General features: G+C 70.6%; 17 protein-coding genes and 2 tRNA genes. 11 read left to right on the top strand and 8 right to left on the bottom strand.

Features of this window, described 5'->3' with window-relative positions:
* Positions 1-99: 99 nt before the first annotated feature.
* Positions 100-2,697 carry an aminopeptidase N gene (gene pepN, locus ACFC8N_RS02260; protein ID WP_376285572.1) on the bottom strand — a complete coding sequence of 866 codons (2,598 nt, stop codon included), beginning with the start codon at positions 2,695-2,697 and terminating at the stop codon, positions 100-102.
* A 161-nt stretch (positions 2,698-2,858) separates the two neighbouring features.
* Here pepN and ACFC8N_RS02255 point away from each other — a divergent pair, with 161 nt between their 5' ends.
* Complete coding sequence (locus ACFC8N_RS02255; protein ID WP_356022830.1) at positions 2,859-3,515, top strand: DsbA family protein; 657 nt, start codon at positions 2,859-2,861, stop codon at positions 3,513-3,515.
* Positions 3,516-3,638: 123 nt separating this feature from the next.
* Here ACFC8N_RS02255 and ACFC8N_RS02250 read toward each other — a convergent pair whose 3' ends face one another.
* Positions 3,639-4,286, bottom strand: a complete 648-nt coding sequence (locus ACFC8N_RS02250) for a superoxide dismutase (protein ID WP_376285569.1) — start codon at positions 4,284-4,286, stop codon at positions 3,639-3,641.
* A 124-nt stretch (positions 4,287-4,410) separates the two neighbouring features.
* Positions 4,411-5,802 carry an amino acid permease gene (locus ACFC8N_RS02245; protein WP_376285566.1) on the bottom strand — a complete coding sequence of 464 codons (1,392 nt, stop codon included), beginning with the start codon at positions 5,800-5,802 and terminating at the stop codon, positions 4,411-4,413.
* A 390-nt stretch (positions 5,803-6,192) separates the two neighbouring features.
* On the opposite strand from ACFC8N_RS02245, the gene ACFC8N_RS02240 reads away from it, so the two are divergent.
* Together ACFC8N_RS02240 and ACFC8N_RS02235 are read left to right on the top strand one after the other, a co-directional pair.
* Complete coding sequence (locus ACFC8N_RS02240; RefSeq protein ID WP_356022824.1) at positions 6,193-6,798, top strand: acyl carrier protein; 606 nt, start codon at positions 6,193-6,195, stop codon at positions 6,796-6,798.
* A gap of 179 nt (positions 6,799-6,977) precedes the next feature.
* Positions 6,978-7,559, top strand: coding sequence for a biotin transporter BioY (locus tag ACFC8N_RS02235; protein ID WP_376285562.1), 582 nt, complete (start codon positions 6,978-6,980; stop codon positions 7,557-7,559).
* 112 nt (positions 7,560-7,671) lie between these two features.
* On the opposite strand, the gene ACFC8N_RS02230 is transcribed toward ACFC8N_RS02235, so the two are convergent.
* Positions 7,672-8,007, bottom strand: a complete 336-nt coding sequence (locus ACFC8N_RS02230) for a hypothetical protein (protein WP_376285559.1) — start codon at positions 8,005-8,007, stop codon at positions 7,672-7,674.
* Between the two features lie 158 nt (positions 8,008-8,165).
* Positions 8,166-9,590 carry an amino acid permease gene (locus tag ACFC8N_RS02225; protein WP_356022817.1) on the bottom strand — a complete coding sequence of 475 codons (1,425 nt, stop codon included), beginning with the start codon at positions 9,588-9,590 and terminating at the stop codon, positions 8,166-8,168.
* A 228-nt stretch (positions 9,591-9,818) separates the two neighbouring features.
* Here ACFC8N_RS02225 and ACFC8N_RS02220 point away from each other — a divergent pair, with 228 nt between their 5' ends.
* Together ACFC8N_RS02220 and ACFC8N_RS02215 are read left to right on the top strand one after the other, a co-directional pair.
* Positions 9,819-10,304 (top strand): ribose-5-phosphate isomerase, encoded by a 486-nt coding sequence (locus ACFC8N_RS02220; RefSeq protein ID WP_376285556.1) that lies wholly within the window; start codon positions 9,819-9,821, stop codon positions 10,302-10,304.
* 56 nt (positions 10,305-10,360) lie between these two features.
* Positions 10,361-11,170: a DNA-formamidopyrimidine glycosylase family protein gene (locus tag ACFC8N_RS02215; protein WP_356022812.1), complete on the top strand. Its 810-nt coding sequence runs from the start codon at positions 10,361-10,363 to the stop codon at positions 11,168-11,170.
* A 14-nt stretch (positions 11,171-11,184) separates the two neighbouring features.
* Here the strand turns inward: ACFC8N_RS02215 and ACFC8N_RS02210 are convergent, their stop codons facing one another.
* The gene (locus ACFC8N_RS02210) at positions 11,185-12,432 is read right to left on the bottom strand and encodes a GNAT family N-acetyltransferase (RefSeq protein ID WP_376285553.1); all 1,248 of its coding nucleotides are present in this window, start codon (positions 12,430-12,432) and stop codon (positions 11,185-11,187) included.
* A gap of 198 nt (positions 12,433-12,630) precedes the next feature.
* On the opposite strand from ACFC8N_RS02210, the gene ACFC8N_RS02205 reads away from it, so the two are divergent.
* A complete protein-coding gene (locus ACFC8N_RS02205; RefSeq protein ID WP_362819581.1) occupies positions 12,631-13,815 on the top strand; it encodes a PP2C family protein-serine/threonine phosphatase in 1,185 nt (394 codons plus the stop codon).
* Between the two features lie 101 nt (positions 13,816-13,916).
* Positions 13,917-14,432 (top strand): HD domain-containing protein, encoded by a 516-nt coding sequence (locus ACFC8N_RS02200; RefSeq protein WP_376285550.1) that lies wholly within the window; start codon positions 13,917-13,919, stop codon positions 14,430-14,432.
* A 51-nt stretch (positions 14,433-14,483) separates the two neighbouring features.
* Here ACFC8N_RS02200 and ACFC8N_RS02195 read toward each other — a convergent pair whose 3' ends face one another.
* Complete coding sequence (locus ACFC8N_RS02195) at positions 14,484-15,677, bottom strand: acyltransferase family protein (protein WP_376285547.1); 1,194 nt, start codon at positions 15,675-15,677, stop codon at positions 14,484-14,486.
* A gap of 431 nt (positions 15,678-16,108) precedes the next feature.
* On the opposite strand from ACFC8N_RS02195, the gene ACFC8N_RS02190 reads away from it, so the two are divergent.
* A complete protein-coding gene (locus tag ACFC8N_RS02190; RefSeq protein WP_356022800.1) occupies positions 16,109-16,303 on the top strand; it encodes a hypothetical protein in 195 nt (64 codons plus the stop codon).
* Positions 16,304-16,371: 68 nt separating this feature from the next.
* On the opposite strand, the gene ACFC8N_RS02185 is transcribed toward ACFC8N_RS02190, so the two are convergent.
* Positions 16,372-16,442: transfer RNA gene (locus ACFC8N_RS02185), tRNA-Gly, on the bottom strand.
* 191 nt (positions 16,443-16,633) lie between these two features.
* Here ACFC8N_RS02185 and ACFC8N_RS02180 point away from each other — a divergent pair.
* The 3 genes from ACFC8N_RS02180 to ACFC8N_RS02170 all read left to right on the top strand — a co-directional run bounded on the left by ACFC8N_RS02180 (position 16,634) and on the right by ACFC8N_RS02170 (position 19,243).
* Positions 16,634-16,710 (top strand) — tRNA-Pro (locus tag ACFC8N_RS02180).
* Between the two features lie 190 nt (positions 16,711-16,900).
* Positions 16,901-18,286 carry a trigger factor gene (tig, locus tag ACFC8N_RS02175; RefSeq protein ID WP_376285544.1) on the top strand — a complete coding sequence of 462 codons (1,386 nt, stop codon included), beginning with the start codon at positions 16,901-16,903 and terminating at the stop codon, positions 18,284-18,286.
* Between the two features lie 351 nt (positions 18,287-18,637).
* Entirely contained in the window at positions 18,638-19,243 is a 606-nt protein-coding gene (locus tag ACFC8N_RS02170; protein ID WP_351026752.1) for an ATP-dependent Clp protease proteolytic subunit, read from the top strand.
* Positions 19,244-19,298 lie beyond the last annotated feature (55 nt).

Here is a 19,298-nt window from a genome sequence, read left to right as displayed (position 1 = left end):
AGCGAAAACCCCTGGTCCGAATGGGCGCGGGCCAGGGGTTACGGCTGCGTTTGACCGAATTTCGTAACGGTCACCTACCGGGCAAGCTCAGGCCAAGGCTCAGCGGGTACCGGCCGCTGCGTCGCACTCCTGTGCGCGCAGCGCCCGCGCCAGGTCGTCCCGCGCCTCCAGGACGAGCCGGCGCAGCGCAGGGGCCGCGTCCCGGTGCTCCTGAAGCCACGCGTCCGTCGCCGCCAGCGTCTGAGGCCGGTCCTGGAGCCCCGGGAACAGACCCCGTACGACGTCCATGCCGATCTGGATCGACCGCTCCCGCCACACCCGCTCGATCGCCGCGAAGTACTTCTCGGCGTACGGCGCGGTCAGCTCCCGCTGCGAGGCCTGGTCGAAGCCCGCGATCGTCGCCTCCACCAGCGCGTTCGACAGCGCGTCGGACTCCACGACCTGCGCCCACGCCTGCGCCTTGACCGCCGCCGAGGGGCGGGCCGCGAGGCAGCGGACCTGGTGGCGCTTGCCGGACGCCGTGTCGTCGCGGGCCAGTTCGGCCGCCAGCACCGGCTCGTCCGCCACGCCGTGCGCGGCCAGCGGCTCCAGGAACGCCCAGCGCAGCTCCTGGTCCACCTCCAGACCGTCGATCGCCGTCGTGCCGTCCAGCAGCCCGGTCAGCAGCTCGAACGCCTCCGGCGCGTCGGCCACGCGCGCGTAGAACCGCGCCCACGCCAGCTGGTGCTCACTGCCCGGCTCGGCGGCGTACAGCTCGGCCGAGGCGCCCCGGCACAGCTCCCGCCCGGCCTCCGCGCGCCGCCCGGGCGCGGTGTAGTGCACCGCTGCCGACTCCGCCCACGCGTGCAGCATCTGGAGCACGCCGATGTCGGACTCCCGGCCCGCGAACCTCAGCACCAGCGCGATGAAGTCCCGCGCCGGCAGCAGCGCGTCCCGCGTCATGTTCCACAGCGCCGACCAGCACAGCGCCCGCGCCAGCGGGTCCGTCAGCTCGCCCAGGTGGCCGCGCAGGGTGTCCAGCGAGGCCGCGTCGAAGCGGATCTTGCAGTACGTCAGGTCGTCGTCGTTGACCAGGACCAGGTCCGGGGCGTCGGCGCCCGCCAGCTCCGGGACGAGCGTGCGCGGGCCCTCCACGTCGGTCTCCACGCGCGCGTACCGCTCCAGCGCGCCCTCGGCCGTACGCCGGTACAGCCCGACCGCGACCCGGTGCGGACGCAGTTCGGGGTGGGTCCCGGGCGCCTCCTGCACCACCGCGAGCTCACGGACGCGGGAGTCTTCGAGCAGCACCTGCGGGGTCAGCGAGTTGACCCCGGCCGTCTGGAGCCAGGAGCGCGCCCACGCCGACATGTCCCGGCCGCTGGTCTCGCCGAGCGCCGACAGCAGGTCGCCGAGGCGCGTGTTGCCGTACGCGTGCCGCTTGAAGTAGCGGCGGGCGCCCTCCAGGAACGCGTCCTGGCCGACGTACGCCACCAGTTGCTTGAGCACCGAGGCGCCCTTGGCGTAGGTGATGCCGTCGAAGTTCAGCTTGGCGTCCTCCAGGTCACGGATGTCCGCCGTGACCGGATGCGTGGAGGGCAGCTGGTCCGCGCGGTACGCCCACGCCTTGCGGCGGTTGGCGAAGGTGATCCAGGCATCGGTGAAGCGGGTCGCGCCGACGTTGGCGAACGTGCCCATGAAGTCCGCGAAGGACTCCTTCAGCCACAGGTCGTCCCACCACTCCATGGTGACCAGGTCGCCGAACCACATGTGCGCCATCTCGTGCAGGACGACGTTGGACCGTGCCTCGTACGACGCCTGCGTCACCTTGCCGCGGAAGATGTACTCCTCGCGGAAGGTCACCAGACCCGGGTTCTCCATCGCGCCCAGGTTGTACTCGGGCACGAAGGCCTGGTCGTACTTCCCGAACGGGTACGGGTAGTCGAAGTGGTCGTGGAAGAAGTCCAGGCCCTGCTTGGTGACCAGGAAGACGTCGTCGGCGTCGAAGTGCGGGGCGAGCCCCTTGCGGCACATCGCGCCGAGCGGGATCTCCAGCTTGGAGCCGTCCTCGAAGGTGCGGGTGTAGGAGTCGGTCACGTAGTGGTACGGCCCCGCCACCACGCACGTGATGTACGTCGAGATCGGCTTGGTCTCCGCGAACTTCCAGACGCCGTCGGCCAGTTCGCCCGCGCCGTTGCTCCACACCGTCCAGCCCTCGGGTGCCCGGACCTCGAAGCGGTACGGCGCCTTCAGGTCCGGCTGCTCGAAGTTCGCGAACACCCGGCGGGAGTCGGCCGGCTCGTACTGCGTGTAGAGGTAGACCTCGCCGTCCTCGGGGTCGACGAAGCGGTGCAGGCCCTCGCCGGTGCGGGAGTAGGCGCACCGGGCGTCCACCACCAGCTCGTTCTCCGCCGCCAGGTCCTCCAGGAGGATCCGCGCTCCGTCGAAGACCTCGCCCGGGTCCAGGTCCCGGCCGTTGAGCGACACCGACGTCACGCTCGGCGCGACCAGATCGGCGAAGCTCGCGGCGCCCGGCTCGCTGCAGCGGAAGCGGATCGTGGTCACCGAGCGGAACGTGCGCGGCGCTCCTGCCCGGCCGTCCGGTCCCTCGTCCCCGTCGCCGACGGCGGACCGCAGGTCCAGGGACACGTCGTATCCGTCGACCGACAGCAGGGCGGCCCGCTCCCGGGCCTCGTCGCGGGACAGATTCTCACCGGGCACGGGCGGCACTCCTTGGCTGGCGTTCGGTATGTGGACAGGGCCGATCCTGCCATGTGCCCCTGACAGGGGGCAGCGGGGAATCCCTACCGCATCGGTGTCGTTGGCCTTGTTGAGGCTTCAAAAGACCGTTTCGCTGAATGACCGTTTCGCTGAGGAGAGCCATGTCCGAGACCGCGCCGTCGACCGGCAGGACGCCCGTCGACTTCTGGTTCGACCCGCTGTGCCCCTGGGCCTGGATGACGTCCCGCTGGGTGCTGGAGGTGGAGAAGGTCCGGGACATCGAGGTCCGCTGGCACCTGATGAGCCTCGGCGTCCTCAACGAGAACAGGCTCGACGAACTGCCCGAGGAGTACCGGGAGCTGCTGGAGACCAAGGCGTGGGGTCCGGTCCGCGTCGTCATCGCGGCCCAGCAGGAGCACGGCCCGGAGGTGCTCGGCGACCTCTACACCGCGCTCGGCACCCGCATCCACAACCAGGAGGAGGGCCCGGAGAAGTCGACCGTGGCGGCCGCCCTGAAGGACGTCGGGCTGCCCGAATCCCTCATGGACCACTGGGACTCGACCCCCTACGAGGCCGAGCTGCGCGCCTCCCACCAGGAGGGCATCGACAAGGTGGGCCAGGACGTCGGCACCCCGGTCATCGCGGTCCCGGGCCCCGGCGGCGAGCAGATCGCCTTCTTCGGCCCGGTCGTCACCCCCGCCCCGAAGGGCGAGGAGGCGGCCCGCCTGTGGGACGGCACGGTCGCCGTGGCGTCGGTGCCGGGCTTCTACGAGATCAAGCGGACCCGCACCAAGGGCCCGGACTTCAGCAACCTGTGAACAGGTAGCGGCAGGGGAGGACCCCCGCGAGTCACGTCCTCGCGGGGGTCCTCTCTCATCCGCCTGCCGTCGTGAAGGGTGAGAAGACGATCACGAGGCAGGACGATCAGGGAGCCCGGGGGCTCAGGGGGCGAGCAGCAGCGCGTTCGCGCGGGACTTCGCTGCCTCGTAACGCCGGGCCACGTCCTGCCAGTTGACGACGGCCCACATCGCTTCGACGAAGTCGACCTTCTGGTTCCGGTACTGGAGGTAGAAGGCGTGCTCCCAGGCGTCGAAGACCAGGACCGGGGTCGAACCCTGGCCGACGTTGCCCTGGTGGTCGTAGACCTGCTCGACGATCAGCCGCCCGCTCAGCGGCTCGTACGCCAGCACGCCCCAGCCGGAGCCCTGGGTGGTGGCCGCGGCCTTGGACAGCTGGGTCCGGAACGCGGCGAAGGAACCGAAGGACTCCTTGATCGCCTCGGCCAGCCCGCCCACCCCGTCGGCCGCGAGCGGCTCCCCGCCGCCGTCCTTCGGGCCGGTCATGTTCTGCCAGTAGATGCTGTGCAGGATGTGCCCGGAGAGGTGGAAGGCCAGGTTCTTCTCCAGCCCGTTGACCGAGCCCCAGCTCTCCTCGTCCCGCGCCTGCGCCAGTTGCTCCAGCGTGTCGTTGGCGCCCTTCACATAGGCCGCGTGGTGCTTGTCGTGGTGCAGCTCGATGATCTCCGGGCTGATCACGGGGGCGAGCGCGGAGTAGTCGTACGGCAGGGCGGGCAGCGTGTAGACGGGCATGGGTGATCCCCTCCGGAACCTTATTGCAAAGTGCTTGCAAGTGCAGGCTAGCAACAAGAGTGTGGGGGCAACAGAAAGGCCCCCGCGTGTCGCACGCGGGGGCCCCGGTGGGCGGGCGGAGGCGTCAGCCGGTCTTGGCACGCATCTTCTGCCGGGCGTAGCCCACGCCCGCCAGCACCGCCGTCATGCCGCCGGTGAAGTACAACTGGACGCGGGTGTCCGCCTCGCGGGCCATCAGGACGAAGATCGCGGCCATGCCGGCCAGGGCGACCCAGGTGAGGACGGGGAACGCCCACATGCGGACGACCAGCTTCTCGGGGCTCTCGCGTTCGATGCGGCGGCGCAGCAGCAGTTGGGAGACGGCGATGAAGATCCAGACGACCAGGATGACCGCGCCGATCATGTTCAGCAGCCACTTGAAGATGTCGTTCGGCCGCCAGTAGCTGAGCAGCACGCACACGAAACCCAGCACGGAGGAGGTCAGCACCGCGACGCGCGGGACGCCGCCGGACAGCTTCGCCAGCACCTTCGGGCCCTGGCCGCGGGCGACCAGGGAGTAGGCGATGCGCGAGGCGCCGTAGATGTTGGCGTTCATCGCGGAGAGCAGGGCGACCAGGACGACCACGTTCATCAGCCGGCCCGCGCCGGGGATGCCCAGGTGGTCGAGCGTGGCGACGTAGGGACCCTCGGAGACGACCGCCCCCGAGTTCCAGGGGACCAGGGTGACCACGACCGCCATCGAGCCGATGTAGAACAGCGCGATGCGCCACATCGCCGTACGGACGGCGGACGCCACGCCCCGCACCGGGTTCTCCGACTCGGCCGCCGCGATGGTGACCGTCTCCAGGCCGCCGTAGGCGAAGACGGACGCGAGCAGGCCGATGATCAGGCCGTTGCTGCCGTGCGGGAGGAAGTCGGACAGGTTCGCGGTGCCGGGCGCGTCCGTGCCGGGCAGGACGCCCGCGATGGCCAGCACGCCGAGGACCAGGAAGAGGGAGATCGCGCCGACCTTCAGCGTGGCGAACCAGAACTCGAACTCGCCGAAGTTCTTCACGGCGGCCAGGTTCGTCCCGCAGAAGACGACCATGAACAGGGCCACCCACAGCCACTCGGGCGTGCCGGGCAGCCAGCCGGAGACGATGTGGGCCGCGCCGATGCCCTCCAGGCCGACGGCCGTGCACAGCAGGATCCAGAAGGACCAGCCGGCGGCGAAGCCCGCCCACGGGCCGATCGCCCGCTCGGCGTGCGCCGAGAAGGAACCCGAGGACGGGTAGGCGGCCGACATCTCGCCCAGCATCCGCATCACCAGCATCACGAGGAGGCCGGAGACCGTGTAGGCGATGACGATGGACGGCCCGGCGGCGGCGATCCCCGCGCCGGAGCCGACGAACAGACCCGCGCCGATCACCCCGCCGAGGGCGATCATCGACAGATGGCGCTGTTTGAGGCCGTGCGAGAGAGAGGCGCCACCCTGTTGCTGGGGCGGCGTCTTCGTCGTCGGTTCCGGTGCGGGCATGGGCGCGGCTCTCCCCCTGCAATGGGCGGGCAAAAACCCCGCCAGTCTGGGCGGCCCGTCCGCTGAGGCGAAGGGTCTGCCCACTATCCGGACACCTGCCGTACGCACTGTGAACATCCGGTTACGTGATCGCGACCGCAGCGGCCACAGGCCGCCGGACCGGTCCGACGCCAGGCGGCACGCAGTTCGTGGAGGGCGTGCACACAGCCGGCACAGGCGCGGAGAACATCCGCGGCGGCCTTGGGGAGACGGGACGCCGCCGCGAGGATCGCACTGAATCCTCCGAGGACGGCCAGGACGTGAGTGACACTCATATGGACCACGGTCGTCGCACACAGGCGCCGCAGGACGAATTCCTACGGCAGCCGACACCATCGGACGGGGGAACGGATGGGCACTCCGGGGCAGTTCAAGAAGCCGTCTCTGCCGCCGGGCCGGCTGCGGGACCTCAACGACGCCCTCCATGCGCTGCATCTCGTCGCAGGGCAGCCGAGCCTGGAGACCATGCACCGGCTGCTGCTGAAGCGGATCTCCCGTACCCGGTTGCACGATGCCTTCACCGAGCCGCGGCTGCCGCCGTGGGACACGGTCGATGCGCTGGTCGAGATCCTCGGGACGCGCGCTCCGGGCACCACACCCCAGGAGGTGCTGCCCGAGATGCACGCCCTCTGGGTGCTCGCGTCCCGGCAGAGGTCGCTGCTCAATCCGTATGAGCGCGAGGTGCGGGACGAGATCGTCGCGATTTTCGCGCAGCAGCTGGGGATCAGACCGCGTGAAGTGGAGCTGGACGTACCTCTGGTGGAGATGGAGGTCGATTCCTTCGCGTTGCTCGAAGCCGCGGGCATCATCGAGAGGTGTTTCGACGTCACGTTGGACCCGGAATTCGGCCTCGCGGAAACGGTCGAGGAGGTGGTGCGGCTGACCCTCTCGGCACTGAAGGCGGCGCGCGAGGACTTTGGCGGAACCCCACAGTCCGGCGCCGGTACGCCGGAGTGACCGAAGCGTCCCGGCCTCAGTGACCGGTATCACGCCGTACCGCGTGTCATCGCCACCCTTTGTGTGAAGGGCACGAAGCCGCCGTTCCTCCCTTTGTCGACCGCCGACGGTGATCGTCTCGCGGCCGCTGGGATAGCGTCACAGGGTCCCGACGTGCCCACACCACCCGCGGAGTCCTCATGAGCACCGCCACCGCCACCGCTCGCCCCGGCGCAGTCCTCGCCGACCTGCTGCCCGCGTCCCGCGTCCGCGACGCGGCCTTCGTCGTCGGCGGAGCCGTGCTCACCGGCATCGCGGCCCAGGTGGCCGTCCCCGTGCCCGGCTCCCCGGTGCCGGTGACCGGTCAGACCTTCGCCGCGCTGCTCGTCGGCACCACGCTCGGCGCCCGCCGCGGCTTCCTCTCCCTCGCCCTGTACGCGCTCGCGGGCGTGGCCGGTGTGCCGTGGTTCGCGCAGGGCGGCTCCGGCGCGGGCGCGGTCTCCTTCGGCTATGTCCTCGGCATGCTGCTCGCCTCGGCCGCCGTCGGCGCCCTGGCCCGGCGCGGCGCCGACCGCTCCCCGCTGCGCATGGCGGGCGCGATGGTCCTCGGCGAGGCGGTCGTCTACGCCGTCGGCGTGCCGTACCTGGCCCTGGCCGCCCACCTGTCCCTCTCCCAGGCGGTCGCGGCCGGCCTCACCCCGTTCCTGATCGGCGACGCCCTCAAGGCCGCCCTGGCGATGGGCGCCCTGCCCACCGCCTGGAAGTTCGCCGACAAGCGCTAAGCGCTCCGCTGGAAGTACCGCGATGGGCCGTCGTTCGTCTGCGGCGCCGTCGTGGCCGGTCGCGCAGTTCCCCGCGCCCCTTCGGGGCGCGGTCAACTTCGCCGACCCCGCTTTAGACGCCGTAGTTCCTGCAAGCGCTAGACCCCGTAGTTCCTGCGGAAGAGGCTCGCCCGGGTCGTACGTCTCCTTGACCCGGGCGAGCCTCTTTCGCGTATCGGGGTCGTACAGGCCCGCGCCCCGGTCGCCCGCCCCGAAGACGAAGTCGAGCGACCGCCCGAGGGGGCCCCGGCCGGCACCGCGAACGCCGCGACCACCTGCCCCCAGCGCACCCGGCCTGCACCCGGACGGTACGGGCCTCGGCGTCGACGGTGAGCCCGTCCATCCGCCCGGTGGTGACGAGCAGCCCGCCCTCGTACCCGCCGGGCAGCCCGTGCCCGGTCGCCCGCACCCCGACCGGCAGGCCCTCGGCGGCCGCCTACCGCACGGCGGCCACCACGCCGGCGGCCGAGCGGGCAAGGACGCAGCATGGCCGCACAACCTGACAGGTGGCGTCAGATCATGCGGCCATGTTCCGGATCCTTGCCCGGAGGGCCGGCGTCCGCGGCGTCAGCCGGTGGTGACCTTCTCCGTCTCCTCGACGGCGGCGGCCGGCGCGCGGCCCGCCTCGACCTTCTGCTTCACCAGCGAGATCACGACGACGACCGCCGCCACGCCCACCGACAGCAGCACGGTCGTACGGCCGCTGCTCTCGCCTTCCGTGTCGGTCAGCATGTAGCCGAGGACGAAGACGATGAAGGCGGCCGTGATCCAGGTCAGGTACGGGTACAGCCACATCCGCACGACGAGCTTCTCCGGCGCCTCCCGCTGGATGATCTTCCGCATCCGCAGCTGCGAGAAGCAGATGACCAGCCACACGAACAGGGCCACCGCACCCGAGGAGTTGACGAGGAAGAGGAAGACGGTGTCCGGGTAGGCGTAGTTGAAGAAGACCGCCACGAAACCGAAGACGACCGACGCCAGGATCGCCGCCATCGGCACACCGCGCGCGGTGGTACGGGCGAACGCCTTCGGCGCGTCACCGCGCTCACCCAGCGAGAACGCCATGCGGGAGGCGGTGTACAGGCCGGAGTTGAGACAGGACAGCACTGCCGTCAGCACAACGACGTCCATGATCTGGCCGGCGTGCGCGATCCCGAGGGAGTTCAGCGCGGCGACGTACGAGCCCTGCTTCGCGAGGGACGGGTCGTTCCACGGCAGCAGCGAGACCACGACGAGGATCGAGCCGAGGTAGAAGACGCCGATCCGCCAGATGATGCTGTTGGTGGCCTTGGTGACCGCGCGCTGCGGGTCCTCCGACTCGCCGGCCGCCAGGGTCGCGATCTCGCTGCCCATGAAGGAGAAGACGACCAGCAGGACGCCGGTGAGGATCGTGCCCGGACCGTGCGGCAGGAAGCCGCCGTGGCTGGTGAGGTTCCCGAAGGACGCCTTGTCGGTGTGCGCGCCCGGCAGGACGCCGAAGATCGCGAGCAGGCCGACGACGATGAACGCGCCGATCGCCACGACCTTGATGCCGGCGAACCAGAACTCGAACTCGCCGTAGGAGCCGACGGAGACCAGGTTGGTCGCGGTCAGCACGGCCATCACGATGAGCGCCCAGCCCCACTGCGGTACGGCCGGCACCCAGCCCGCGAGGATCTTGGCGCCTGCGGTGCCCTCGACGGCCAGCACGACGACCCAGAAGAACCAGTAGAGCCAGCCGATGGAGAAGCCGGCCCAGCGGCCCAGCGCACGGTCGGCGTGCGCGGAGAAGGAGCCGGAGGTGGGGTTCGCGGCGGACATCTCGCCCAGCATCCGCATCACGAGGACGACGAGGGTGCCGACGAGCGCGTACGACAGGAGGATGCCGGGTCCCGCGGTCGCGATACCGGAGCTGGAGCCGACGAAGAGGCCGGCTCCGATGACGCCACCGATCGCGATCATCGTCAGATGGCGGTTCTTGAGTCCTGCTTGGAGTCCCGAACCAGGGGTCATGGACGGTTTCCTTTACGCCAGGTGTGGAGCAAATTCGCACGAGCGGTGTACGAGTCGGACCAGTGAATCGGAGGCGAACGGATTCGGGAACCTCCGAAACGGGATCGTTACTTGAGGTTCCCTTGAGGTTCTATGGTTTTGCTCACACATTTCGGACTCAACGGCGGTCGCGTCCGGGGCCCGGCACCCGGGGCTGCTGCGCCGCATGGGTCATGTCACACTCATGGCATGCGCGTGTACCTCGGCTCCGACCATGCGGGCTACGAACTCAAGAACCACCTCGTCGACTGGCTCAAGGCGGCGGGGCACGAGCCCGTCGACTGCGGGCCGCACATCTACGACGCCCAGGACGACTACCCGCCCTTCTGCCTCCGCGCGGCGGAGCGTACGGCCGCGGACCCCGAGGCCCTCGGCATCGTGATCGGCGGCTCCGGCAACGGCGAGCAGATCGCCGCGAACAAGGTCAAGGGCGTGCGGGCGGCGCTGGCCTGGAGCGAGGAGACCGCGTCGCTGGGCCGCCAGCACAACAACGCCAACGTCGTGGCGGTGGGCGCGCGCATGCACACGCAGGACGAGGCGACGAAGTTCGTCGAGACCTTCCTCGGCACCCCGTTCTCGGGCGACGAGCGCCACATCCGCCGCATCGACATGCTGTCGGCCTACGAGACGACCGGCGACCTGCCCCCGATCCCGGCCCACCACCCCCAGCAGTAGGGACCCCGGGGGCTCCGCCCCCGGCCCTCCGCCCTGCCTGAAAGGACAGCTCAGCCTTGCCGGAAGGGCACACCATTCACCGGCTGGCCCAGGACTACGCCGAGCGTTTCCGGGGCACCGCCCCGCGGGTGACCAGCCCCCAGGGCAAGTTCTCCGACGCCGCCGCCCTGCTGGACAGAGCCACGCTCACGGCCACCGAAGCCCACGGCAAGCACCTCTTCCTCCGCTTCCGGGACACCGACTGGGTCCACATCCACCTCGGCCTCTTCGGCAAGGTCGGCTTCGGCAGCGCCCCCGCACCCCCGCCGGCCGACACCGTCCGGCTCCGGCTCGTCAACGACACCGCCTACGTCGACCTGCGCGGGCCGACCACGTGCGCGCTGATCACCGACGCCGAGAAGGACGCCGTACACGACCGCCTCGGCCCCGACCCGCTGCGCGAGGACGCCGACCCGAGCGCGGCCTACCACCGTGTCTCGCGCAGCCGCACGACGATCGCCGCCCTGCTCATGGACCAGAAGATCGTCGCCGGCGTCGGCAACGTCTACCGCGCCGAAGTCCTCTTCCGGCACCGCATCGACCCGTACCGGGCGGGCCGGGACATCACCCCGGCGCAGTGGGACGCCGTCTGGGGCGATCTCGTCGCGCTGATGCGCGAGGGCGTGCGGAACAACCGCATCGACACCGTCCGGCCCGAGCACACCCCCGAGGCCATGGGCCGCCCGCCGCGCGTGGACGACCACGGCGGCGAGGTGTACGTCTACCGCCGCGCCGCCCAGGCCTGCCACGTCTGCGGCGACGAGATCCGCACCGCCGGCCTCGCCGCCCGCAACCTCTTCTGGTGCCCCACCTGCCAGAAGCCCTGAACCGGGCAGCGGCGTCAGAAGCCGTGCGGCAGCCACGGCGGCACCGGTGAGCCGAACGCCACCGACGCCTCCGTGAGCGCCCCCGGCCGCAGCTCCTGCACCCGCCCGGCGCGCGCGAGCGACAGCAGGCTCACCCCGCCGAGGTAGGCCGCCCCCAACTCCCGTACCGACAGGGCGAGATCGGCGGCGTCCGTGGTCCGCTCGCAGGACGCGCCCTTCGGGTCGCCCGTGAGCCGCACACGGCCCGCGTTCCAGGGGCAGAAGGCGTCCTCGACCTCGAACACGACGTCCAGCGGGGTCTGGTACGTGCGGGCCGACAGGGCCGCGGCGACATCGACCAGGCGGACGTGACCGGAGTCCCGCAGGCGCGGGCGGCAGCGGCGGATGTCGCTCACCAGGTACTGCCAGGCGTCGTCCACGGGGCGCCCGTGCAGGCTCAGCGTCGACATCAGGTCGATGCCGAACAGGAAGCGCCACAGCGCCGCGTCCGTCGCCGGGTCCAGCGCGGCCAGGTCCTCCAGCTTCACCGTGCCGTCGTGCCCGTCCGGCCCCCAGCCGAGCTTGGTGCGGTAGCGGGCGTACCCGGTGACCCGTCCGTCCCGCTCCGCGACCACGCAGCGCAGCGCCGACGCGCCCTCCCGCTCGCTCTCCGGGTCCAGCAGACCCACCCGCTCCCAGCCCGGCTGCCGGGCCAGCATCCCGGGCCGGCCCGGCACCAGGGCCGCGTACACCGACTCGCACGCGTCGAGCACGCCGACGGGCTCCGCGTACCGCACCCGCACGTCCTCCGTGCCGGCGGGCAGCGTGAGCGAGACCCGGCTCGTGTCGATCTCGGCCGTCAGCTGGAGGGCAGCCGCGCCGTAGCCGAAGCGGCCGTAGATGGCCGGCTCGGACGCGAACAGCACCGCCAGGGGCTCGCCCAGCGCACGGACGTCGTCCAGCTGCCGGCGCATCATCGAGGTCAGCACCCCGCGCCGCCGGTGCGTGGCCGCCACGCTCACCATGGTCACGCCGGCCGCCGGGACCCCGGCACCGCCCGGCACGGTCATCCGGAAGCTGAACGCCCCGGCCGTCCCGACGATCTCGTCCCCGTCCAGGGCGGCCAGCGAGCGGTCGAACTCCGTGAGGGAGCGGTCCAGTTCGCGCTCCTCGGCCGCGGCGACCCCGCCGAAGGCCCGCACCAGCCCGTCCCACCAGCGGTCGAAGTCCTCCGGCCGCAGCACCGTCAACCCGGTCGCGTGATCTGTCCGCTCTGTCCCCATGACCCATGCCTATCAAGGCGGCCCGGACCGGGCCAGCGAATTTGCCCGGGACCGGAGCACGGCGGCCGCGCGTGCCGTTCACTGTGAGGACCAACTGTGCCCAGGAGCCCTGGAAAAGCCGTCGGGGGAGCCCCGGAGGGGGGACAAGTGGGACCTCCCGTGCCAAGGAACCGGTCCGATGGATAGGGTCGCGAACTAATGGCAGCAGGACGAGAGCGGCGCGCGAAGGCCGAGACGTTCACGGCCCGGTGGAAGATGCAGTGGCACCGGGTCCGCACCGGCCTGCGCAGAAGCGCCGTGGACTACTTCCGCGGCGACGGCTCCGACTGGATCGCGTTCGCCGGACTGCTGCTGACCATCCCGGTCCTCATGGCCATGACCCTGGTCGACTCGGTGTGGTGCTCCCCGGCCACGCTGGTGCTGCCGATCGTCGCGGGCGGCCTGCTGCTGCGCCCGGCGAGCCTGCTCGGACTGTACGCGGCCGGGGCGACCGCCCTGATCGTGGAGTCGGTCCGGCTGGGCCCGTACACGGAGGGACCGAGCCGTGTCACCCCGGGCGTGGTCCTCGTCGTCGCGGCCTGCGGCTTCTTCGGCCTGCTCACGGCCCAGTTCCGCAGCCGGGTCGGCGTGCCCTGGCGGCGCGGCGGCACCATGCTGTTCGACCTGCGCGAACGGATCCGGGTACAGAGCAAGCTGCCGAAGCTGCCGCAGGGCTGGCACCACGAGATGGCGCTGCGGCCGGCCGGCGGCCAGTCCTTCTCCGGCGACTTCGTCGTCGCGGCCCGTACGAACGGCGGCCGCACCCTGGAGGTCGTGCTCACGGACGTCTCCGGCAAGGGCATGGACGCGGGCTCGCGCGCCCTGCTCCTGTCGGGCGCCTTCGGCGGCCTCCTCGGCTCCCTGCCCCCGCACGCCTTCCTCCCCGCCGCGAACGGCTACCTCCTGCGCCAGGACTGGGACGAGGGCTTCGCCACCTCCATCCATCTCGTCCTGGACCTCGACTCCGGGGACTACGAGCTGTACACCGCCGGCCATCCGCCGGGCCTCCAGCTCAGCGCGGGCAGCGGCCGCTGGGAGGAGAAGGCCGCCGAGGGCCCGCTGCTCGGCGTGTACGACGGCGCACAGTTCGACCCGGTGAAGGGCTCGCTGCGCCCGGGCGACGTCCTGATGCTCTTCACCGACGGGCTGGTGGAGACCTCCGACCGGGACATCGTCGAGGGCATGGACCGCCTCACCGGCGAGGCCGACCGCTACGTCGCCGGCGGCTTCCACGGCGCCGCCTGGCATCTGATCGAGGCCGTGGCCAAGGACGTCAACGACGACCGGGCCCTGCTCCTGATCTGCCGCCAGTCACCGACACCGACACCACCGCAGCTCCACTGACCCACCGCGTGCCTCCGCCGGCGGGGGAGCAGCCGGGGTTCCGGTGGGCGGGCGGGGCACCGGGTGGACGGAGCGCGCCGGGGACGGGGCACACTGGGGCGATGACACAGCCCACGCCCGCGTCGTCGCCCGTGCCCGAGCCGGTGGCCGCGCCTTCGTCCGCGCCCGCGGCCCTGCTGACGCTCGCCGAGGTGGAGGCCCTGGCGCGGGCCGCCCACGCGGGGCAGACCGACAAGGCGGGACGGCCGTACGCCGGACACCTCGCCGCCGTCGCCGAGGGCGTGCGCGTCCGCGGCGGGGACGCGGAGCAGATCGCGGCGGCCTGGCTGCACGACGCCGTCGAGGACGACGCGCTCAGCCGGGAGTGGCTGGCGGCGGCCGCCCTGACCGAGCGCACCAAGGCCATCGTGGACGCCCTCACCAAGCGGGCGGGGGAGGAGCCGGCGGCGTACGCCCGGCGGATCCTCGCCACCCCGGGCGCGCGCCTGGTGAAGGAGGCCGACCTGGCCCACAACGCCGACCCCGAGCGCCTCGCGGTCCTGGCCGAGCCGACCCGCGGACGACTGACCGAGAAGTACGCGGCGATGCGCGCGCTCCTCGGCCTCGGCGAGGAGTGAGCCGAACCCCCAGCCGCGTCGTCGCCGCTCGCCGACCCCGCCCCCGACCTCCTAGACGGCGACCGACTCCCGGGCCGCCGCCCTCTCCTTCTTCTCCCGCTCGCGGGAGAGCTCGGCCGCGTCCTGCCGGAACGCCCACTCCATCCTCGGCTCCATCGCGAAGCGGAAGACCCGCTGGACCGGCCTGGTGCACAGCAGCGTGACGACGGAGCCGGCCAGCAGCGTCACGAGGATCTCGCCGAGCGGGCCGTGCAGCCAGGCGTGGTCGAACCAGCCGCCGTAGGTGGCGGTCTTCACCACGAAGCCGTGCAGCAGATAGCCGTACAGCGTGCCCGCGCCGAGAGCGGTGAACCACGTCCTGCGCCGGGGCACCCACGCGAAGAAGACGGCGGTCAGCAGCAGCGCACAGGCGAACAGCGCCAGCGTCATGAGCGGGCCGGTCCACCACGGCGCGCCCAGATTCTGCGCGGCGCTCTCCCGGTAGAACCAGTTGTCGTCCAGGCGCGGCGCGGTCCACCAGCCGACAGCCAGCGCCGCCGCGGCCACCGGCACCGACGCGATCCGCACCCACCTGCGGCGCAGCGCGGCGAAGTGCTCGGGTTCCAGCTTCAGGCCCAGCACGAAGAAGGGCAGGAACTGCAGGACGCGTCCCAGGTCCAGGGCGCCCCCGGTGCCCACGGAGACCGAGCCGACCACGGCGATCCCGAGCGCGACCGGCACCGGCCGGCGCACCAGCTTCCACAGGGGGCTGCTCAGGCGCCAGACGAACAGCGCGCACAGGAACCACGTCAGGTACCAGGGGGAGACGAGGTCGAACGGCTCGGGGGAGTGGCCGACGAAGTGCCGGAACAGCAGATACGCCGTCTGGAACACGACGTACGGCACGGCGATCCCGGTGACCAGGCGCTTCAGCCGGTCGGGGCGCATGTCGAAGCTGCGCGAGAAGTAGCCGGAGATGATGACGAAGGCCGGCATGTGGAAGGTGTACACGACGTTGTACAGGCCTTCGAGGACGCGGCTGTCGCTCTTGAGCGGCGCCCAGGAGTGGCCCGCGGCCACCAGCACGATCGCCAGGAACTTGACGTTGTCGAAGAACGCGTCGCGCGATGCGCCCGGTCTCCCGGCGGGAGGCTGCCGCTCCTGCGCACCGGCCGGGGTACGCGGACCGGGCACCCTGTCCGCCGGCTCGCGCGACGGAGGAAGTGCCCTGCGGAAGTGACCGAGAGGCGAGGCGGCATCGAACATCTGAGGCACCCTAGCCTCGGCTGTGGAATTTCGTAAAACCCGCCCAGGCATTCCTGGTTAATGTCTTCGAATGTCCCCTGATTTACATGCGCTTGGATCGTTGGTTCACCCTAGATGTCCCGATTCATCCCCACTAAATGGGGCATATTGCGGCTCTGTGCGATCAATTCGAATTACCTGCGCACGAGATGTGTGGAGGTGGAAACGAAGTAGGGTAATTACCAGGGGAGTCGGTCCGGTCTCGGTGGCCGAATTACCGTGTACCGCATCGCTCGGACCGGTCCGGTATCCGGCACCCCGCCCCTGATGTATCCCCGACGTTCCGTCACAGGCCGCATAGGGTGCCCCTGTTGGTGGCACGATGGTTCTGGCGGGGGTGCGGGCCGTACCCCCGGGCCGGGAGAGCGGACCGACCTAGGGTGTGATCAGTTGTGGCCATTTCACTGTCTGTGGTGCTGCTGTTGGCGGTCATCCTGGTGGTGCTGATCCGCGGGGGCAACATCAAGGCGGGCCCCGCCATCGTTGCCATGCTTTTCGGCTTCTTCCTGGCCTCCACCGGCATGGCCCCCTCCATCACACGGTTCCTGGACTCGATAGCGCAGTCCATCAACTCGATCAAGTTCTGAGCGGCCCCGGGACGACCGAAGGCCCAGACGGAGGAGGACGTCCTCTCGACTGGGCCTTCGGCATACAGAGCGGGCGACGGGAATCGAACCCGCGTAGCTAGTTTGGAAGACTAGGGCTCTACCATTGAGCTACGCCCGCAAGCGTGCGCCGCAGGTCGGTGACCTCGGCACTGGAGGCATCGTAGCGGGTCGCCCGGCGCCGAGGCCAACGGCTTCCGCTCCGGCGCTCCGGCGGACTCCCGCGAGCCCCGGCGAGCCCTCCCGTGCGCCGCCCCGAAGAATGCGGCCGACGCGGGCGGCCGGGGCATGTACCCTACGTGTCGCACCAGACGGGGTGTGGCGCAGCTTGGTAGCGCGTCCGCTTTGGGAGCGGAAGGCCGTGGGTTCAAATCCCGCCACCCCGACCACCGGCTCACGACGTCGTGACGATCGGTCGCGATGATCGCCTTTTGGGGCGCTGACCGGCTGCGGTTACTATGCAAGCTGCGCGCCCGTGTGTCCCGGCCCCATGGCCTACGTACTCCTCCGGGCGGCGAATCCGCCGGACCTGTCTGGCTCCGGCAGAAACCAAGAAGTCAGCCACAAGGAGACCGAACCGTGAAGAGCGCCGTGGAGACCCTGAACCCGACCCGGGTTCGGCTCACTGTCGAGGTGCCCTTCGAGGAGCTCAAGGACAGCCTCGACGCGGCGTACAAGAAGATCAACCAGCAGGTCACGGTGAAGGGCTTCCGCAAGGGCAAGATCCCGGCCCGGGTCATCGACCAGCGGTTCGGTCGCGGTGCGGTGCTGGAGGAGGCGGTCAACGACGCGCTCCCGAAGTTCTACACCGAGGCGGTCAACGAGGCCGAGCTGGACCCGCTGGGCCAGCCCGAGGTCGACATCACCGAGCTGAAGGACGGCGAGACGCTGAACTTCACCGCCGAGGTCGACGTCCGCCCCGCCCTGGAGATCCCGGACTACTCCGGCATCGAGGTCGAGGTCGACGCCGTCGAGGTCACCGACGAGGACGTCGAGAAGTCGGTCGAGCAGCTCCGTGAGCGCTTCGCCTCCACCTCCCCGGTCGAGCGCGCCGCCGAGGACGGCGACGTCGTCACCATCGACCTGGAGGCCAAGGTCGACGGCGAGGTGCTGGAGGACGGCATCGCGAGCGGCGTCTCCTACACCATCGGCTCCGGCGAGCTGCTCGACGGCATCGACGACGCCGTGAAGGGCCTGGAGGCCGGTGGCGAGGCCACCTTCACCTCCGAGCTGAAGGGCGGCTCCGCGGCCGGCAAGGAGTCCGAGGTCACCGTCAAGGTCACCCAGGTCGCCGCCCGTGAACTCCCCGAGCTGGACGACGACTTCGCGCAGCTCGCCTCCGAGTTCGACACCCTGGACGAGCTGAAGGCCGACAGCCGCAAGCGCCTGGCCAACATGAAGCAGTTCGACCAGGCCACCCAGGCGCAGGAGCGCGTCCTGGAGAAGCTCCTGGAGCTGGTCGAGGTCCCGGTCCCCGAGAAGCTGCTTGAGGACGAGGTCAACACCCGCAAGCACAACCTGGAGCACCACCAGCTCGGCCAGATGGGCCTCGACCTCGCGAAGTACCTGGAGATCCAGGGCAAGACCGCCGAGGAGTTCGAGACCGAGACCCGTGAGGCCGCGGTCAAGGGCATCAAGACCCAGTTCGTCCTCGACGAGCTGGTCAAGAAGGAGCAGCTGAACGTCAACCAGGAGGAGCTCACCGAGCACCTCATGCGGCGCGCCGCCTCCTCCGGCATGTCCCCCGACCAGTTCGCCCAGGCCGTCGTCGAGGGTGGCCAGGTGCCGCTCCTGGTCGGCGAGGTCGCCCGCGGCAAGGCCCTGGCCGTCGTGGTCGAGGCCGCCACGGTGAAGGACACCAACGGCGAGATCGTCGACCTGGACGACGAGGACGAGGAGACGGAGACCGAGGCCGCCGAGGCGTCGGAGACCTCCGAGGCCTCCGAGGAGAAGACCGAGGGCTGAGCGGCCCTGCCGCGCCTCTGAAGCGCGTACGACGGGCCCCTGGGACACTTCCGCCCCGGGGGCCCGTTCGTCGTACCTGGGGACTGACCGACCTCAAGGGGCGCGGGCGGTGTCGACATCCGGCTCCGCCGGGTGGGCGCGACAAGCCACAACGGACCCGCAGCCGCCGGCGCACCGCACATCCAACGGCGAGAAGGCACCCGGCACCCGGCGGAGCCGCTACGCCCCCGGCGAACACCGTCATCTGCGGGATTCCCGGAAGGGAGCATCGCGTTAGGGTCCATGAAAGGCAGAACAATGAGACGGCCCGGCGCCGTCGTAAGACGAGCAGGTGGATACGTGACGAATCTGATGCCCTCCGCCGCCGGCGAGCCTTCCATCGGTGGTGGCCTCGGCGACCAGGTCTACAACCGGCTGCTCGGCGAGCGGATCATCTTCCTCGGCCAGCAGGTTGACGACGACATCGCCAACAAGATCACCGCACAGCTGCTGCTCCTTGCCGCCGACCCCGACAAGGACATCTACCTGTACATCAACAGCCCCGGCGGCTCGGTGACGGCAGGCATGGCGATCTACGACACCATGCAGTACATCCCGAACGACGTGGTCACGATCGGCATGGGCATGGCGGCCTCGATGGGCCAGTTCCTGCTCACCGGCGGCACCGCCGGCAAGCGGTTCTCCCTGCCGCACACCGACATCATGATGCACCAGGGCTCCGCCGGCCTGGGCGGTACGGTCTCGGACATCAAGATCCAGGCCCAGTACCTGCTGCGCACCAAGAAGACGATGACCGAGCTGACCGCGCAGCACTCCGGCCAGAGCGTCGAGACGATCCTCCGCGACGCCGACCGCGACCGCTGGTTCACCCCGGAAGAGGCCAAGGAGTACGGTCTCATTGACGAGATCATCACGCACGCCTCGGGTGTTCCGGGAGGCGGCGGCACCGGTGCCTGACCGGCCCGGCCACGCCACGCACCGCCGAGACCCCAGCCCCCCGAACGCCACCAGG

The organism is Streptomyces sp. NPDC055966, assembly GCF_042269865.1.
GTDB lineage: Bacteria > Actinomycetota > Actinomycetes > Streptomycetales > Streptomycetaceae > Streptomyces.
The sequence above is the reverse complement of the archived record's forward strand: the minus strand, read 5'-3'. Positions and strand labels throughout refer to the sequence as shown.

What these genes read in the sequence shown, in the direction of transcription:
- ACFC8N_RS02210 (WP_376285553.1), bottom strand. Translation starts at nt 12,432, where the DNA reads ATGGGGACAGAGCGGACAGATCACGCGACCGGGTTGACGGTGCTGCGG.
- ACFC8N_RS02195 (WP_376285547.1), bottom strand. Translation starts at nt 15,677, where the DNA reads ATGTTCGATGCCGCCTCGCCTCTCGGTCACTTCCGCAGGGCACTTCCT.
- ACFC8N_RS02250 (WP_376285569.1), bottom strand. Translation starts at nt 4,286, where the DNA reads ATGCCCGTCTACACGCTGCCCGCCCTGCCGTACGACTACTCCGCGCTC.
- ACFC8N_RS02205 (WP_362819581.1), top strand. Translation starts at nt 12,631, where the DNA reads ATGGCAGCAGGACGAGAGCGGCGCGCGAAGGCCGAGACGTTCACGGCC.
- ACFC8N_RS02200 (WP_376285550.1), top strand. Translation starts at nt 13,917, where the DNA reads ATGACACAGCCCACGCCCGCGTCGTCGCCCGTGCCCGAGCCGGTGGCC.
- ACFC8N_RS02245 (WP_376285566.1), bottom strand. Translation starts at nt 5,802, where the DNA reads ATGCCCGCACCGGAACCGACGACGAAGACGCCGCCCCAGCAACAGGGT.
- ACFC8N_RS02255 (WP_356022830.1), top strand. Translation starts at nt 2,859, where the DNA reads ATGTCCGAGACCGCGCCGTCGACCGGCAGGACGCCCGTCGACTTCTGG.
- ACFC8N_RS02225 (WP_356022817.1), bottom strand. Translation starts at nt 9,590, where the DNA reads ATGACCCCTGGTTCGGGACTCCAAGCAGGACTCAAGAACCGCCATCTG.
- ACFC8N_RS02235 (WP_376285562.1), top strand. Translation starts at nt 6,978, where the DNA reads ATGAGCACCGCCACCGCCACCGCTCGCCCCGGCGCAGTCCTCGCCGAC.
- ACFC8N_RS02220 (WP_376285556.1), top strand. Translation starts at nt 9,819, where the DNA reads ATGCGCGTGTACCTCGGCTCCGACCATGCGGGCTACGAACTCAAGAAC.
- ACFC8N_RS02240 (WP_356022824.1), top strand. Translation starts at nt 6,193, where the DNA reads ATGGGCACTCCGGGGCAGTTCAAGAAGCCGTCTCTGCCGCCGGGCCGG.
- ACFC8N_RS02170 (WP_351026752.1), top strand. Translation starts at nt 18,638, where the DNA reads ATGCCCTCCGCCGCCGGCGAGCCTTCCATCGGTGGTGGCCTCGGCGAC.